The sequence below is a fragment of the Flavobacterium sp. HJ-32-4 genome, from assembly GCF_022532105.1.
Taxonomy (GTDB): domain Bacteria; phylum Bacteroidota; class Bacteroidia; order Flavobacteriales; family Flavobacteriaceae; genus Flavobacterium.
Window position 1 is genome coordinate 3070603 of sequence record NZ_CP092832.1, and the last position, 14679, is coordinate 3085281.

The following is a 14679-nucleotide window of genomic DNA, read 5'->3' on the forward strand; positions in this document are numbered from 1 at the left end:
AAAAGAAACCATGCCCTGGTACCACGGCGACTATCCACCCTCCTATAAAAACCAACCGCGTGCGCTGCGTGAAAAAGCCGTCGAGATCGCGAACGCCCTTTTGAAGGAAGGGATGGAAGAAGGCGTTGCCATCGCCACCGGACTCAAACGCGCCCGGGAAGCGATGCAAGCCGATGAGAAGGATACCAGAAACGACACAACGACGAAAAAGAAAAAGACGTAGTCCGGTACGAAGATGACGGGCCGTCAGTTCGTCGAGGAGGCTGTAAACGGTGTGTGCACTTTCCGCCCGTTCGTGCACACTCAAACACCGAACGCCGGCGCTTACACAAGCGGAAACCGGCCAGCAACACGACGGTCCGGACTACGAAAAAAGGCTGCCATTGGCAGCCTTTTTGCTTTTGATGGAGGTTTCGGGGAGTCCCTTAGCTCCTGAGCTCCTTAGTCCCTGAGTGCCTTAGTCATTGAGTACCTTAGCTCCTGAGTCCCTTAGTCGTGAGTCACGAGAAATACGCTCTCCTCATTTGCTAATGCCCTAAGCTCCGAGCTCCTTAGTCCCTGAGTGCCTTAGTCATTGAGTACCTTAGCTCCTGAGTTCCTTAGTCCGTGAGCCACGAGAGATACGGCCTCCTCATTTGCTAATGCCCTAAGCTCCGAGCTCCTTAGTCCCTGAGTGCCTTAGTCATTGAGTACCTTAGCTCCTAAGTCCCTTAGTCCCTGAGCCACGAGAAATACGCTCTCCTCATTTTCTAATCCCCTTAGCTCCTGAGCTCCTTAGTCCCTGAGTGCCTTAGTCATTGAGTACCTTAGCTCCTGAGTTCCTTAGTCCGTGAGCCACGAGAGATACGGCCTCCTCATTTTCTAATCCCCTTAGCTCCTGAGCTCCTTAGTCCCTGAGTGCCTTAGTCATTGAGTACCTTAGCTCCTGAGTCCCTTAGTCCCTGAGCCACGAGAAATACGCTCTCCTCATTTTCTAATTATCTCATTTTCTAATCCCCTCAGTTACTCAGTTACTCAGTTACTCAGTTACTCAGTTCCTCTAATTATCTCATTTTCCAATTCGCTAATTAACTCATTCGCTAATTACGCCTTCTTCAACGCCGCCCTCGCCTTCTCCAATTCCACCTTGGCCTTTTCCAACTCGTCTTTGGCTTTCAGCATCTCTTCCTTGGCGCGTTGCATTTCCTCGCGTTCTTTGGCTAATTGTGCGTCACGGTCGCCCTCCATCCGGGCACGGGCTTCGTCCATTTCCTTACGCATCTGTTCCATGCGCGGACGTTGTTTTTCGATCTCGATACGGGCCTTCTTCATTTGGAAACGCGCGTCTTCCATCGCCTTTCTCCGGATCTTGTCGGCTTTCATGATGTAGACATCGCCCTCTGAACCGTCACCGGTTTCGACCCGTATGCGGCCGTCCTCATCGATGACCTTGATGCGCGCCCGTACCTTCGGGTCAAGATCGGCCATGGCTTTGTCAAGGTCCTTAACATCGATCCGTTTTCCGTTGACGATGACGATGGGCTCTTCACCGTCCACATCCGTCACGGTCACGGAACTGCTGAAGCTGTCCGACCATTCCTCAAACTCAGGGGCCTCCGGGGCTTCTGGAGCCTCTGGGGCTTCGAACGCCTCTGGCGCTTCCAGTGCTTCCGGTGCTTCAGGAGCCTCTCCGAATGCGAAATCAAAATCGCCGGCATGGAAGTCCCTTGTATCGATGATCATCGGCGCACGACGGTCGCTGAAACCAATCCGGTCGTCGTCCTTATAGAAGAAGATCGGATGGATGGGTTCGTCACTGCTGATCTGCGACACGCCCTTACGGCCGTTTTTGTCTTTATACTCGACCTTGATGCCGGTAATCTCACCCCGACTGTTGCGTTTCACCTTCGATACCTTTACGGTAATACCGTGCTCTTTCCGGATAGCCTCGGTTTTCTCTTTGATCTCGGCATCGGTAGTGTTCTTGTCGATGACGAGTGTCAGTGGGTCGCCGATTTGGTTCAATACCATCGACGGTACCTCACGGGCGATGAGTTTCACCTGGAAACTGACTAGGAAAGCCGCCAGCAACGGCAAAATAAGAGCGTACTTCCAAAGATTCTTTTTGCTGGATTCGCGTTTGTTTAACATAACGATTCGTTTTTTGATTAATGATTGATAAAAGGGATTGGTAAGCGATAGATTGCGATACGAGCTGGCCACCCGCAACAGGGCAAACTGGTAGGCGCGGCGGTCTTCGACGACGGAAACAGCCCGTCGGTCGGCGATATATTCCAGGTTCTGGGCAATGGCTTTGCGGTACATCCAGATAACCGGATTGAACCAGAAAACAATGCAAAACAGGCGAGTAAACAGTACGTCAAATGAATGGTGTTCGCTGCTGTGCACCCGTTCATGGCTCAGGATGCTGCGGAATTCCTGTGCGGTATACAATGAGGAGTTCAACACGATGTAACGGAAAAACGAGAAGGGCGCGATTTCTTCCTCTACATCTACCAGGGCATACTCGGGGTGGCGTCGCACCTGCCGTTTGCGTAACAGGCGGTAGAGTGAAAAAAGCGTACACAACACGTGCAGCACCAACAGGCTGCCCACCACGACATACACATACCACATGACCGCCGTCCAGTCAACGGTCGGTGCGGCCACGGGTGCTGTCGCCTCAGTCGCTTGCGATACCTGTGATACGGGTACGGACTGCGGCACCTGAGAATCCATTGACACCGGAAGTGGTTCCATAACCGGCTGGGCCTGCACCACCTTTGGCAGGGCCACCTGAACGGGCTTCTTCACGGTGATTTCCCGTTGTATCGTGCAAAGCGGCAGTATCGTAGCAATCACGAGTCCGCTCAATAAAAACACCCGATTGAGGTTAAAAAATGTCTCTTTGCGAAGCAACAGGTGGTAGAACAGGAAAAAACCGGCGAGCAACCCGCCCGATTTGATGATGTAAAGGAGTAGTGGTTCCATAGCCTACTTTTTTTCGATCAGTGCCAGTATCTCCCGTAGCTCCTCCGCCGAAATCTTGTCTTCCTGCGCGAAAAACGACACCATGTTCTTATACGAACTGTTGAAATAGTTGTCGATCGCGGTTTTCATGAACTTCTTCCGGTAGTCTTCGATCTTCACGATCGGAAAATACTGGTGCGTATTGCCGTAGGCGTTGTGCGACACATAGCCCTTCTCCTCAAGGTTGCGGACAATCGTCGAAAGGGTGTTATAATGCGGCTGCTCGTGCTTGATCTCGGCCTGTATGTCTTTGACGAAGGCCTTCCCCAAACGCCACAAAATCTGCATGATTTCTTCCTCTTTATTGGTCAGGTTCTGCATGTTGAAAAGATTTACCCAAACGTATAACTATATTTTTAGTTACGCAACTAAATTTTTAGTTATTTAACTAAAATTTAAGGACTCGTGTTATCGCGAACTTTCGCCTCATCACGCTACCTTTACTATAAAAACCATCATGATGGATACGAACAACCTGGACGACCTGCTTGACGTCGAAGACCGGCAGTTGCGGAAACTGCATAAAATCGTGGCCGACACGATCCGCGAGGAAAAACTGATTACCGGAAAGCTGCTCCACGAACCCAAAGAGATCCTCACAGTGGGACAACGCGTCTCGGATCGCATTGCCCGTTTCGGCGGTAGCTGGAAGTTCATCATCTGGTTTGGCGTCACGCTTGCCATCTGGATTGCGTTCAATGCGGCCGGCCCCGGACAAACGCGCTTCGACCCCTATCCGTTCATCCTCCTCAACCTTATCCTGTCGTGTATCGCCGCCCTCCAGGCCCCGGTCATTATGATGAGCCAAAACCGCCAGGAGGAGAAAGACCGCATGCGAAGCGAAAACGACTACCTCGTCAACCTCAAAGCCGAAATGGAAATCCGCCGCCTCCACCAGAAAATGGACCTGCTGTTGGAGGAACACCTCAAAACGCTCTACGAAAGCCAGTCGTTACAGATGAAAATCCTGAACGAACTCAAAGAGAAACTGGCCGCGCACGAGAACAAAGACCTGAACGCTCCTGACCTTTCATAAAAAAGAGGGAAAAACAGAAAATACTGACATACGTCATCCTTTTGCTGGTACCGGTAGCTGAATTTTGCCTAATCGGGAGTAGTGGCTTCCGTGCTACGATAATGACAGTAGATTCTACCCTCCGGCGCCTGATACGGCAGCACATCCTGCGCACACCGCAACTGGATACCGCTGAAATAGCGGTTTCGGTCACGGATGGTATCGTGCGCCTGCGCGGACGGGTGGAAAACCCCCTGCTCGAACGTCTCGTCGTCGGATTATCCAAACAAGTGCATGGTGTGCGCGATGTCTACTCCGAACTTTCCTATGGTGCGGCCAACCCCGACTACCTGACCCGGCTGACCCTTGAAAAACGACTGCGGGATACATTAGAAGTGCCCGATGGCCGTGTTTCGGTGGTCGTGCAGGATGGTGTGGTGTCACTCAAAGGTATCGTACGCTGGAACTACCAGAAAGAAGCGGCCCTGGAAGTGGGACGCTCGGCCGGACTTCCACTCGAAGACGACATCGAAGTCAACCCGCGAAGTACGAATGACACCGATAAAGAAAGCGTATCAGACGCCCTGCGCCGCGACGGTCACATCAGTTGCGAGGATATTGAAGTCGTGGTATCCGGCCAAACGGTCATGCTCGTCGGCTCGGTTCCTTCCGAAGAGGAAAAAGAAACGGCCGAAGAGATCGTACGGACGATCCGTGGGGTCAAAGACGTGAAAAATGCGCTGTATGTGAAGTAATCACACCCGCTCGAGTCCGCGTCGGTTTTTCAAAAACAAGAGATTGCCCCGTTTTTCTACCAGTCCTTCGTCGGCAAAATCCGTAAGGGTACGACTGACGGTTTCCGGCGCGGTGCCCGACATAGCCGCAAGGTCGGAGCGGCTGGCGGCAATGCCCTCCCCTTCTCCTTTTTGTTTGGCATACCGCAACAGCGCTTCGGCAATCCGCTGTCGCACCGTGCGGTAGGCAATCTGCAACAGGTGCTCTTCACGGGCCTGCACTTCATTGGCCAGGATGCGGATGAAGCGTCCGGCGAGGTCGGGGTACTTACTGACCAGGTCTTCGCAATGGCTTTTGGGGAAGAACACCAGTTCGGCTTCTTCTATAGCGGTAGCGGTATCGGCAAAATGGCCTTCCGAAAACAACATATTGATGCCGGGGAAATCATCCGTGCCGTAAATACCCGTTACGATGTCGCGTCCTTCTTCTGTGAGGCGTGTGGTTTTCACCCGTCCGGAAAGAATGAGGTAGAAGCCTTTGATTCGGTCGCCTTCCTCATAAATGACTTCTTTCTTCTTGTATTTTTTGGGCTCGAGCTCGGCAATCGTCTGCCGAAAGGCATCGAGTCCCTGGTCTTTGGCGACAAGTTGGTTGAGTTCCGACAACGCCTTCGAGTAGTACTCCCGTTGGCGGTCGCGGCGCTTCAGGCGTCCGGTGACGGCATTCAGTAACTCGACATCGTCAAAGGGTTTGGTGAGGTAATCGTCCGCACCCAGTTCCATCCCTTTCCGGATGTCGGGGCGTTCGGTCTTGGCCGTGATGAAAATAAACGGAACGCCACAGGTCGCATCGTGTTGTTGCAACGCCTGTAATACATCATAGCCGTCGGATTCGGGCATCATGATGTCACTCAGCACCAGGTCGGGCGGTGTTTTGAGGGCTAGTTCGATACCGGCTTTTCCGTTAGGGGCGGTCAGCACGCGATACCCGGCCAATGTCAGGATTTCCTGGATGTTCTCCCGGATATCCTCATGATCTTCAATTACCAGTATGGTTGTCATATACAGGCAAAGTTAACGTAAATTCTGTTCCTTCCCCCGGACGGGAGACAAACGAAATCGTCCCGCCCATGAGTGCGGCATAATGTGACACAATTGAAAGTCCCAACCCCGTGCCCGGTATCAACGACGCATTCGCCGCCCGGAAAAAGGGTTCGAACAGGTGCACCTGGTCTTCTTCAGGTATGCCGATGCCCGTATCGCTGACGGAAATCGTACAGCCCGTTTCGGAAATAGCCGTGTGTATGGCGATACGGCCGTCAACCGCTGAATACTTGATCGCATTCGAAACGAGGTTCAGGATGCAGTTGCGTAACAGGTTCGCGTCGAGCTCGACGGTGGTGTTGGTGCCGGAATGCCGGGTTGTAACCTGCTGCTGTTCCTTGGCCATCATTTGCATTTCCTCTGCAATTTCGCGCGCCAGTTCTGGCAGGTTCACCGAAGAGGCCTGCACCTGTATACGGCCTGATTCGAGTTTTTCAAGATGGAGGAAGTCGTTAAGGATGGCGGTCAGGTGGCCCACCGCATTTTTGATCTTCCCGACATGTTTGGTGATCTCCGGACTCTCCAACGATTCGGCGTATTTCCCGATGAGGGAAGCCGACAGTTGCAGGGCGTTCAGTGGTGTGCGGAATTCATGTGACGCCATCGAGACGAAGCGGCTTTTCAGGCGTCCGAGTTCTTTCTCGCGTTCCAGCGATTCAATGATCTGGGCTTTTGCCTCTTCAAGGTCGTGTACGCTTTTGTGGAGCGACTCGGTGCGGCGCTCGACCAATTCTTCAAGGTCGGACGCGTATTGTTTCAATTGGGCCTCATCGGCTTTCTGTTGGGTGAGGTCGTGGATGAACCCGACATACAGGGTGACGCCCTGATACACCACTTCGCTGACGCCGAGTTTTACGGGAAAAAGGGTGCCATCACGGCGAACGGCCGTTACTTCCCGGCCGATACCGATGATGCGGGGCACATGGCTTTCGTGGTAGCGGCGCAGGTAATCGTCGTGGCGCTGCCGATCGGGTTGTGGCATCAGCATTGAAACGTTCTGCCCGATTACCTCCGACGGTTCGTATCCGAAGAGGCGACAGGCCGACGGGTTAATCGTCGACACGATGCCGCGGTCGTCAATGAAAATGATGCCGTCAATGGCATTGGTAACAAACCCTTTTAAGGCTTCTAAATTCTCCAAAATAGGTTATCAATCATAGTTAGGGGGAATTCCTGCTCAATCAGGCAACAGGCGCGTTACCTCGCTTTTTAGTACCGGCAGGTTGTTGACTATAATTCCCCAAATTACGTCATCGGACACGTCATCATAGCCGTGTATGATTCTGTTTCGTGCATCGACAATCTTCCGGGAGTTTGATATTGGGATTTCTGGCGAACGTTTCAATATCCGGGTCATCGCCTCACCGATTATCTCGATATTTCGCTCCACCGCCCGTCGCGTCTTCAAGTCACTGCGATATGCTTCGAATACCTTTCCATCGGGGAAAAAACTATCAATTTCTTCAATCGAAGTCTTTATATCGAACAGCCAGCTATTGATGTAATCATCCATAAATGAGACGCTTTGTACGGTCTACCGCGTTCCTAAAATACGGATTCTTGATCGCTTTATCCTCTACCAAATCTATAGGTCTTTCGAGGATTTTTTCCAGCGAAAATTTTAAATCGAAGTAGTTGTCAGAATAGTCCAACACCTGCATTTCCTCAAAATCCACAATAAGGTCTACATCACTATGCTCAGAAAAATCATCTGTCAATACGGATCCAAACGCATACAAACGACTTACCCTGTGGGATTGGCACAACGTTTTTATAGCATCAAGATGTTCGCGGATAAGTTTCATGTTGTCCAAATATACGAAAAACGGTATCAAGGAAACGACAGCACTTTAGAGTTGGTCGATCTCATCCTGGATATTCAACCGCGCCCTTCGTTCAAAACGGTCATAGAAGTACTCGGTTGAAAAAATCCGATCCATGGACAGGAAGTGCCTCAGGATTTTCTTCCGTCCCGTGTTGTAGAGCAAATCCGGAAAGACGCTGTACTCTTCCCGCACCCCATCCGCGTACTGACGGTATACATCAGGTGCGGCGCCCAGTACCGCCATATCGGCATCCAGCAGGAAGGCCGTATCACCGGATGCGGGCAGGTGCTCTTTGGTAGCAAGGATCATGGCGGCACAGGCTTCGATACGGTCGGCCGGAAACCCGATTGCCTGCAACCTTTGCCGGGCGAAACGTGCACTCTCGGCTTCGTTCTGCAACGAGGTAGGTTTATAAATGACGTCGTGGTAAAACAAAGCAAACAGCACCGCATCCCAGTCGTCGATCTGCGGACGGAGCGGCGTCAGTTCGGCTGCCATATTTTCCAGATGGGAAATCGTATGGTAGTGCCGTCCGGGTTCGGCATAATGGGAAAACAGTTCGAGCCACAGGTCGTTGGCCTGTTCCTTGTCGTCGGTATACCGTGATACCAGGGTCAGAAAAGTTCCGGTTAGCATTACCTAAAGGTACGGCGTGCCATAAAAAAACGCAAGCCAAATGGCGCAATTATCGCCTTGTCATTCTGCAAAAAACCCAGATTAACATGTAAAACCTTCACTTCCAGAATCCCGACCTTTATTTAAAACGCCATGTCCTCCCCCTCGTTCTCCCTGCTCCTCGCCCAACTCGACGCCTACAACCAGAAAAAATGTGAGCTCGACGAATCTAAAATCCGGGCTATTTTTGCGTATATCGGCCTGCAACCCGACGACTACCACCATGATCGCTGCTTTACCTGGGACCGGATCCTGATTTCCGTTCCCGACCAGGATAAATTCCTCGAATTGCAGCAGCTCCAACGCGTGTGCGACCGCATCGAATTCATCCTGAACCGCCACAGCGAGGCCTACTTCGTGTGCGATTACGACGACTGGCGCGCAGCCTCTTCCGGCAAAGACCAGACCGAGCTCGTCAACCTGCTCCGCACGGGTTTTGGTCGCTTTTCACAGAATTGATGCCGGCGGGTTGGAATGTCGGGATAAGAAACGTGCGGCATTACCTTTCGATTCTAATAAGCGGAAAACCAGCGAGAGCCCGTTCTTTCCTAGAAATCGTTTCATAAAAAAGCCCGGCGTGAACCGGGCCTTTCCACTATTGTTGCTCTTCCTCCGCGGCCTCGAAATTGATATTGTTGTAGGCGTTCTCGGTGAGTTCCACGTCGGCCTCTTTTTCTTCGGCAAGCGTTTCCTCCAACAAGGCGGCTACTTCCTCTTCACCCAAGGTGCGGGCAAAGGCGGCCAGTGTGCCATACGAAGCGATTTCATAATGTTCGATTTTCTGCGCGGCTGAGATGATGCCGGCGTCGCGCACAGGTCCGGGTTGGCTTTCTTCCAGGATGCTCTCTCCTTCTTTGATCAGCCCTTCCATTGCGTCGCATTTCTTACCGCGTGCCGTTTCGCCGAGTAGTTCAAATACTTTTTCGAGTCGGGCGATCTGGCCTTCGGTGACGGTCAAATGCCCTTCGAGTGCGCTGACGAGGTTCGCTGAACTGGCATTCTTTGCCATTTTGGGAAGCGCCTTTGTCAGGGCCCGCTCGGCATAAAGGATGTCTTTCAGTTCGTCAACGAATAATTCGCGTAGTTCCGCCGCGGCGGTTGATTTTGCTTTCACGCGACCGCGTGTGCCATTGTTTGCTGTTGTTGCCATTGGATGTTGTATTACTTTTTGGTGAAATTACGACGACCGAAGCGCCACGCTCTTACAGGATTGTTTCTACGTGTTGCAAGCACACGTTTAGGCCAACGGATCGAGTACGACCTTTACGCAGCCGTCTTCTTTGTTTTTGAAAATGTCATAGCCATGGGCCACCTGCGACAGAGGCAGCCGGTGGGTGATGATGTCGTCAAGACGCACCCTTCCTTCCGCTACATACGCCAGGAGCGGGTCGATGTATTTATGGGCCGGCGCCTGTCCTCCTTTCAATATAATCCCCTTGTCGAAAAACTGTCCGACAGGGAAATTATCATAGAACACGGGGTAGACGCCCAATACCGATACGATACCGCCACGTCGGACGGCGCTCATACAGGCTTCGAGTACTTTTACCGATCCTTTTTCAAAGTTGACGACCGATTTGACACGGTCCAGGAAATTACGATCGGGTTCGAATCCGACCGCATCCACCACGACATCCGCGCCGCGTCCGCCCGTATGGTCACGGATTTGTTCGATGACACTCTTTGATCCGTCTTCCCAAAGCAAGGTTTCGGCTCCGGTGGTTTCACGTGCTTTTTCCAGGCGATAGGCTTCCGTATCGACGATGAATACCCGACCCGCACCCCGAAGCCAGGCCGATTTGGCGGCCATGAGACCTACGGGTCCGGCACCGAAGATGGCTACGGTTTCGCCGCCTTTCACTTCTCCCCAATCAATGCCGGCATATCCCGTAGGGAAAATATCCGTAAGGAATAATACCTGTTCATCGGTGAGTTGTTCCGGCACTTTCCGTGGCCCCATGTTCGCATACGGCACGCGTACGTATTGGGCCTGGCCTCCATCGTACCCGCCGTATAGATCGGTATAGCCAAAGAGCGCACCTCCTTTTTCGGTCAGCACACCGCCCTCGGGTCCGTAATGGTCGGGGTTGCTGTTTTCGCAGTGCCCCGGAAGTTCGTGGTCGCAGAAAAAGCAGTGCCCGCACGCAATCGGAAAGGGAACAACCACTCGGTCGCCCCGTTTCAAGTGCGTCACGGCGTTGCCAACTTCTTCCACAATGCCCATGAACTCGTGGCCCATGACCATCGGACGCGGTTGGGGAAGCCCACCGGAGTAGATGTGTAAGTCGGACCCGCAAATGGCAGTCGCCGTTACTTTCAATATGATATCATCGTCGCTTTTGAGGATAGGGTCGTCTACCGTATCATAGGTAATTGCGCCCGGACCGTGCATCACTGCTGCTTTCATGTCACTTGGATTTTAAGGGTTTACGGACGGCGCTTTTTCGACGGGGCCGGCACCGTTGTCTTCGGCTGCGTAGACGGATCAATCGTGCCGTTTTTCAGTTTGCGGTTCTCCGGATTGGTATTCCGCGGATCGATCGGTGTTAGGGTGTCTTTGCGGGGAAGGCTGTCGGTGGGACGTTCGGGATACCGCGTATTCGGTGCCGGTTGCATTTTGGTAGCGGGACGCGTTTGACGCGTGGTGTCGGTTTGGGCGGATGCACCGCCGGCGGCCATCAGGAAGAGGGCGGCCATGATCAGTCGTTTCATATTAGTAGGGGTTTATTTGTTCATGTGGAAAGCCGTACCACCAGGAAAAGGCGGCGGCACCGGCAGCGAAGAAAAGGTGGGCAATGAATAACTGCAGGTAATACGACGGCCCGATGGGTGGACGCTGGTCCGGTATCCGTACAAAAATCATCCAGGTAAGGATGCCTGCGATGCCGGCCACGGTTCCGGCTATTGCCGCCGTTTGCAGCGAGAGTCCGTCGCGGAGCCAGTACCACTCGAAGGCCGTAGCGAAGAGGCATCCGGTCAGGAAATGCGCGAGCCAACCCCATACCCGTGGATAACTATCCCCTTCCATCCCCAGACGCCGGAAGATGATGGAGAGCAGGATGGGTTCTTCGTATAACTTCCGAAAGGCAGCGGAAACGAGATACGAGAAGGCCGTCATGAGGACGGTGCCGAAAAAGGCGGATAAAAGAATGCGGATGACATCCATACGACAGTGGGGGTAGGTCGTGTTGGTTTTCAAATGTCCGACGAACCGCGCCGGATGGCCTTACATGATGCCCGAGAAGGATTACAGCATTCGCCCGACGCTAACGGCACAAATTCCGTCGTTGTGCCGTATCTTTGGGAAACGCCACTATGATCCGAAAAGTTACCCATTTCGCCGGCAGCACGAATTTCAGCAATGCCACCAAAGTGACGCTGGCAGCGGTACTTCCGGTGTTGCTGCTCGGTCACTTCGGTTATACCGATATCGGGTTTAATATCGCCATCGGGGCCCTTCTCACCTATCCCAGCGACATCCCGAGTAATTTTCGGCACAAGGTCAAAGGCGTATTCGCCGCGGCGGTGCTGGTAGCGGGCAGCAACCTGTTGGTCAACCTGCTGGTTCCCTATCCGGCGCTGCTGTATCCGTTGCTGGCCGGCGGCGTGTTCTTCATGGCGATGATTTCGGTCTACGGGCAACGGGCCACGATGGTATCGTTTTCCGGCCTCCTGGCGGTGTCGCTCGCTTTCGCCCACGTGCATGAAGGCTGGGAGATGTGTGTGTATGCCGGGCTCTTGCTGGCGGGTGGACTCCTCTATCTTTCGATTTCCCTATTGTATGACGTGCTCTTCCCGCATCGGTATGTGCAACTACAGATCGCGGAATGCATCCGCCTGACGGCCAAATACATGAAATACCGGGGCGACCTCTGGACGCTGGGGGCCGACCGCGACACCATACTGGAACGGCAATTGCACCTACAGGTAGAACTCAATACCATACACGAAAACCTGCGGGAAATCCTCATCCGGACGCGATCGACATCGGGTATTTCGAGTGAAAACCGCCGGATGCTGCTGGTCTTTTCGTCCTGTGTCGACATCCTCGAACTGGCCCTTTCCACCGCCTTCGACCACTCGAAACTCCATCGGCAATTCGGGGACTTTCCCAAAGCCCTGGCCGTTTATCAGGACCTGGCCTATAACCTTGCCTCCACCCTGAAAAAACTCTCGAAGAGTATTTCCGGCAACCGCAATTATGTGTCGAAACGCACACTTTTACCGCGACTGGAGGCACTTGAAAGTGTGATTGCCGAATACGAATTGCGGTACGGCGACGAGGCGCGCGAAGGGGTGCTGATGCTTTCGAACATGCGGCATTACGCCGAGAAGCAGATCGAGAAGATCAAAATGATCGAACGCACCATCTCGACCAAAACCGACCTCGAGGTGAAGGAACGCGATCGTGGACTGGAGCGCATGATGGCGCCGGAGTATTACCCGTGGCGGACGTTTCGGGAAAACCTCAGCTTCTCCTCCAACTTCTTCCGCCATTCGCTTCGCCTGACGGTAACCGTGATGGCGGGTTTCGTCCTGGGGAAACTGCTGCTGTTTGAAAACGCGTATTGGATCCTGATGACGATAGTGGTCATCATGCGACCCGGTTATGGACTTACCAAACAGCGCTCACTTGACCGGCTGGCCGGAACCGTCGTGGGGGGGCTCATTGGCTTCGTCATCCTGAAAATCACGGGGGATGCGACGTGGCTTGGCTCGCTGGCCATCCTGTCGATGTTGCTGGGTTTTGCCTTTACGTCCATTAATTATAAGATAGGCGCCGGTTTTGTGACGATTTATGTGATTTTACTGTATGGCATCCTGGTGCCCGGAAGCAGCAAGTATGTCGAATATAGGATAATCGACACGCTGGCGGGGGCGGCCCTTGCTTTTGCCGCGAACCATTTTTTGTGGCCGTCATGGGAGTTCCTGAGCATACGTACCTACATCCGGAAATCAATCGAGGCGAATCGGGCCTATCTTGCCGAAATCGCGCAGTATTATATTACGAAAGGCGAAGCCACGCCGGCCTACCGTACCTCGCGTCGTATCGCGTTCGTGGAAATCGGCAATCTTATGGCGTCCTTCCAACGGATGACACAGGAGCCGAAATCAAAGCAGCGGCAATTGGCACCTTTGTATAAACTGGTCGAACTTAACCACTCGTTGTTATCGGCCTCGGCCTCGCTGGGCACTTACATCCAGACGCACCATACCGGCAAAGCGACGGAAGCCTTCAACGTCGTAATGTCTACCATCGGCCGCAACCTGGAAGCGGCGGTCGACTTTTTGGACGAAACTCCACAATTGACACATGCGCTGCCGGCCGAAAACCTCGAACTGCGGTTCACGGAACTGCGCGAATTACGCAAGCGCGAACTGCTGGAGGCGGGCCGACAGGAAAACGAATGGCTTTTACAGGAAAACCAATTGATTGTGGAGCAGTTGGTGATGCTCGTCAGCCTTTCGGAAGGCATCGTCAAGGCGGTGCGGAAAATCGACAATATTTAAGAGGAGGCCAATACGAGTCGTTTGATGGTCTCCGTCACACCAAACCCATTATTGTCTGACTCGGTGACATGCGAGGCTGCTGCCAGTATATCGGCATGGGCATTGCGCATGGCATAACTGAGTCGGGCTTCCTGCATCATCTGGAGGTCGTTCAAGTAATCGCCGAAGACCAACGTTTCCTCGCGACTGATCCCAAAATGCGCTTGCACATGACGGAGTGCCGTGCCTTTGTTGGCGGTTTTGTCGGTGATATCCATCCAGTAACGCCCGGAAATGACCACATTGAAATGAGGGGCAAATGCTTCGAACCGCGGCGCTGTATTGGTGACGATATCGCCAAAATCCGCTAATGTGAATTTCAACACATCGTCCTCAACCTGAAGGAGGTCGTCAACGATTTCGAGCGCATCATGATGGCGGATGACTTCGTCTACAAACCTGGGTTCGCGGCTTTCGATATACGCCGCTTTTTTACCCGACACCACCAGTCCGGCCCCTTCCACCTGGCGCCCGATCCGGATGAAATCATGCACGTGTTTGGGGTCGAGTGCAACGCGGAAAATCTCTGTTCCGGCATGATAGGCATAGCTGCCATTTTCGGCGATGAACACCGTGCGATCGGCAATCCGCTCGAATACTTTGGCGATGTTGTGGAACTGGCGTCCGCTGGCCACCGTAAACAGGATGCCTTTATCGACCAGTTGTTGTTCGACCTCCCAGAAATCAGGGCTGAGTCGTTTTTCGTCATCCAGAAGGGTACCGTCGAGATCGGTTGCAATCAGTCGTATCATAGTAGGAAGGCACA

17 protein-coding genes are annotated in these 14679 nt (G+C 53.0%); 5 read left to right on the forward strand and 12 right to left on the reverse strand.

Translation table 11 applies throughout. From position 1 onward, the window contains the following. Nucleotides 1–10: 10 nt before the first annotated feature. Nucleotides 11–223 (forward strand): hypothetical protein, encoded by a 213-nt coding sequence (locus MKO97_RS13175; RefSeq protein WP_241103675.1) that lies wholly within the window; start codon nucleotides 11–13, stop codon nucleotides 221–223. 860 nt (nucleotides 224–1083) lie between these two features. Here MKO97_RS13175 and MKO97_RS13180 read toward each other — a convergent pair. After that, on the reverse strand, nucleotides 1084–2970 hold the full coding sequence (locus MKO97_RS13180) for a M56 family metallopeptidase (protein ID WP_241103676.1): 1887 nt from the start codon (nucleotides 2968–2970) through the stop codon (nucleotides 1084–1086). A 3-nt stretch (nucleotides 2971–2973) separates the two neighbouring features. Continuing rightward, complete coding sequence (locus MKO97_RS13185; protein WP_241103677.1) at nucleotides 2974–3330, reverse strand: BlaI/MecI/CopY family transcriptional regulator; 357 nt, start codon at nucleotides 3328–3330, stop codon at nucleotides 2974–2976. A 139-nt stretch (nucleotides 3331–3469) separates the two neighbouring features. Between MKO97_RS13185 and MKO97_RS13190 the strand changes: the two genes are divergently transcribed. Both MKO97_RS13190 and MKO97_RS13195 read left to right on the forward strand, forming a co-directional pair. Next, nucleotides 3470–4045, forward strand: a complete 576-nt coding sequence (locus MKO97_RS13190; RefSeq protein ID WP_241103678.1) for a DUF1003 domain-containing protein — start codon at nucleotides 3470–3472, stop codon at nucleotides 4043–4045. Between the two features lie 101 nt (nucleotides 4046–4146). Then, nucleotides 4147–4779, forward strand: a complete 633-nt coding sequence (locus tag MKO97_RS13195; RefSeq protein ID WP_241103679.1) for a BON domain-containing protein — start codon at nucleotides 4147–4149, stop codon at nucleotides 4777–4779. Here the strand turns inward: MKO97_RS13195 and MKO97_RS13200 are convergent, their stop codons facing one another. From MKO97_RS13200 to MKO97_RS13220, 5 genes are read right to left on the reverse strand one after another with little or no spacing between them, the layout of a single operon-like run. Next, nucleotides 4780–5820, reverse strand: coding sequence for a response regulator (locus MKO97_RS13200; RefSeq protein ID WP_241103680.1), 1041 nt, complete (start codon nucleotides 5818–5820; stop codon nucleotides 4780–4782). Further along, nucleotides 5798–7003: a PAS domain-containing sensor histidine kinase gene (locus tag MKO97_RS13205; RefSeq protein WP_241103681.1), complete on the reverse strand. Its 1206-nt coding sequence runs from the start codon at nucleotides 7001–7003 to the stop codon at nucleotides 5798–5800. The genes MKO97_RS13200 and MKO97_RS13205 overlap by 23 nt, the downstream gene beginning before the upstream one ends. Before the next feature lie 36 nt (nucleotides 7004–7039). Further along, nucleotides 7040–7375: a DUF86 domain-containing protein gene (locus MKO97_RS13210; protein WP_241103682.1), complete on the reverse strand. Its 336-nt coding sequence runs from the start codon at nucleotides 7373–7375 to the stop codon at nucleotides 7040–7042. Beyond that, nucleotides 7368–7667, reverse strand: a complete 300-nt coding sequence (locus tag MKO97_RS13215) for a nucleotidyltransferase family protein (RefSeq protein WP_241103683.1) — start codon at nucleotides 7665–7667, stop codon at nucleotides 7368–7370. Before MKO97_RS13215 ends, MKO97_RS13210 begins: the two co-directional genes overlap by 8 nt. 45 nt (nucleotides 7668–7712) lie before the next feature. Next, complete coding sequence (locus tag MKO97_RS13220; RefSeq protein WP_241103684.1) at nucleotides 7713–8324, reverse strand: hypothetical protein; 612 nt, start codon at nucleotides 8322–8324, stop codon at nucleotides 7713–7715. 132 nt (nucleotides 8325–8456) lie between these two features. Here MKO97_RS13220 and MKO97_RS13225 point away from each other — a divergent pair, with 132 nt between their 5' ends. Beyond that, nucleotides 8457–8822 carry a hypothetical protein gene (locus MKO97_RS13225; RefSeq protein ID WP_241103685.1) on the forward strand — a complete coding sequence of 122 codons (366 nt, stop codon included), beginning with the start codon at nucleotides 8457–8459 and terminating at the stop codon, nucleotides 8820–8822. 136 nt (nucleotides 8823–8958) lie between these two features. On the opposite strand, the gene MKO97_RS13230 is transcribed toward MKO97_RS13225, so the two are convergent. The 4 genes from MKO97_RS13230 to MKO97_RS13245 form a co-directional block, all read right to left on the reverse strand. Further along, on the reverse strand, nucleotides 8959–9513 hold the full coding sequence (locus tag MKO97_RS13230; RefSeq protein WP_241103686.1) for a ferritin-like domain-containing protein: 555 nt from the start codon (nucleotides 9511–9513) through the stop codon (nucleotides 8959–8961). Nucleotides 9514–9600: 87 nt separating this feature from the next. After that, entirely contained in the window at nucleotides 9601–10770 is a 1170-nt protein-coding gene (locus MKO97_RS13235; protein WP_241103687.1) for a zinc-dependent alcohol dehydrogenase, read from the reverse strand. 20 nt (nucleotides 10771–10790) lie between these two features. After that, the gene (locus tag MKO97_RS13240) at nucleotides 10791–11075 is read right to left on the reverse strand and encodes a hypothetical protein (RefSeq protein WP_241103688.1); all 285 of its coding nucleotides are present in this window, start codon (nucleotides 11073–11075) and stop codon (nucleotides 10791–10793) included. Nucleotide 11076: 1 nt separating this feature from the next. Further along, nucleotides 11077–11529, reverse strand: a complete 453-nt coding sequence (locus MKO97_RS13245) for a hypothetical protein (protein ID WP_241103689.1) — start codon at nucleotides 11527–11529, stop codon at nucleotides 11077–11079. 149 nt (nucleotides 11530–11678) lie between these two features. Here MKO97_RS13245 and MKO97_RS13250 point away from each other — a divergent pair, with 149 nt between their 5' ends. Further along, the gene (locus MKO97_RS13250; RefSeq protein WP_241103690.1) at nucleotides 11679–13874 is read left to right on the forward strand and encodes an FUSC family membrane protein; all 2196 of its coding nucleotides are present in this window, start codon (nucleotides 11679–11681) and stop codon (nucleotides 13872–13874) included. Here MKO97_RS13250 and MKO97_RS13255 read toward each other — a convergent pair. Continuing rightward, on the reverse strand, nucleotides 13871–14665 hold the full coding sequence (locus tag MKO97_RS13255; protein WP_241103691.1) for an HAD family hydrolase: 795 nt from the start codon (nucleotides 14663–14665) through the stop codon (nucleotides 13871–13873). The two genes, MKO97_RS13250 and MKO97_RS13255, sit on opposite strands and share 4 nt — an antisense overlap. Between the last annotated feature and the right edge of the window lie 14 nt (nucleotides 14666–14679).

What these genes read in the sequence shown, in the direction of transcription:
- MKO97_RS13210 (WP_241103682.1), bottom strand. Translation starts at nt 7,375, where the DNA reads ATGGATGATTACATCAATAGCTGGCTGTTCGATATAAAGACTTCGATT.
- MKO97_RS13180 (WP_241103676.1), bottom strand. Translation starts at nt 2,970, where the DNA reads ATGGAACCACTACTCCTTTACATCATCAAATCGGGCGGGTTGCTCGCC.
- MKO97_RS13235 (WP_241103687.1), bottom strand. Translation starts at nt 10,770, where the DNA reads ATGAAAGCAGCAGTGATGCACGGTCCGGGCGCAATTACCTATGATACG.
- MKO97_RS13245 (WP_241103689.1), bottom strand. Translation starts at nt 11,529, where the DNA reads ATGGATGTCATCCGCATTCTTTTATCCGCCTTTTTCGGCACCGTCCTC.
- MKO97_RS13230 (WP_241103686.1), bottom strand. Translation starts at nt 9,513, where the DNA reads ATGGCAACAACAGCAAACAATGGCACACGCGGTCGCGTGAAAGCAAAA.
- MKO97_RS13175 (WP_241103675.1), top strand. Translation starts at nt 11, where the DNA reads ATGCCCTGGTACCACGGCGACTATCCACCCTCCTATAAAAACCAACCG.
- MKO97_RS13185 (WP_241103677.1), bottom strand. Translation starts at nt 3,330, where the DNA reads ATGCAGAACCTGACCAATAAAGAGGAAGAAATCATGCAGATTTTGTGG.
- MKO97_RS13240 (WP_241103688.1), bottom strand. Translation starts at nt 11,075, where the DNA reads ATGAAACGACTGATCATGGCCGCCCTCTTCCTGATGGCCGCCGGCGGT.
- MKO97_RS13190 (WP_241103678.1), top strand. Translation starts at nt 3,470, where the DNA reads ATGGATACGAACAACCTGGACGACCTGCTTGACGTCGAAGACCGGCAG.
- MKO97_RS13200 (WP_241103680.1), bottom strand. Translation starts at nt 5,820, where the DNA reads ATGACAACCATACTGGTAATTGAAGATCATGAGGATATCCGGGAGAAC.
- MKO97_RS13215 (WP_241103683.1), bottom strand. Translation starts at nt 7,667, where the DNA reads ATGAAACTTATCCGCGAACATCTTGATGCTATAAAAACGTTGTGCCAA.
- MKO97_RS13250 (WP_241103690.1), top strand. Translation starts at nt 11,679, where the DNA reads ATGATCCGAAAAGTTACCCATTTCGCCGGCAGCACGAATTTCAGCAAT.
- MKO97_RS13255 (WP_241103691.1), bottom strand. Translation starts at nt 14,665, where the DNA reads ATGATACGACTGATTGCAACCGATCTCGACGGTACCCTTCTGGATGAC.
- MKO97_RS13195 (WP_241103679.1), top strand. Translation starts at nt 4,147, where the DNA reads ATGACAGTAGATTCTACCCTCCGGCGCCTGATACGGCAGCACATCCTG.
- MKO97_RS13225 (WP_241103685.1), top strand. Translation starts at nt 8,457, where the DNA reads ATGTCCTCCCCCTCGTTCTCCCTGCTCCTCGCCCAACTCGACGCCTAC.
- MKO97_RS13220 (WP_241103684.1), bottom strand. Translation starts at nt 8,324, where the DNA reads ATGCTAACCGGAACTTTTCTGACCCTGGTATCACGGTATACCGACGAC.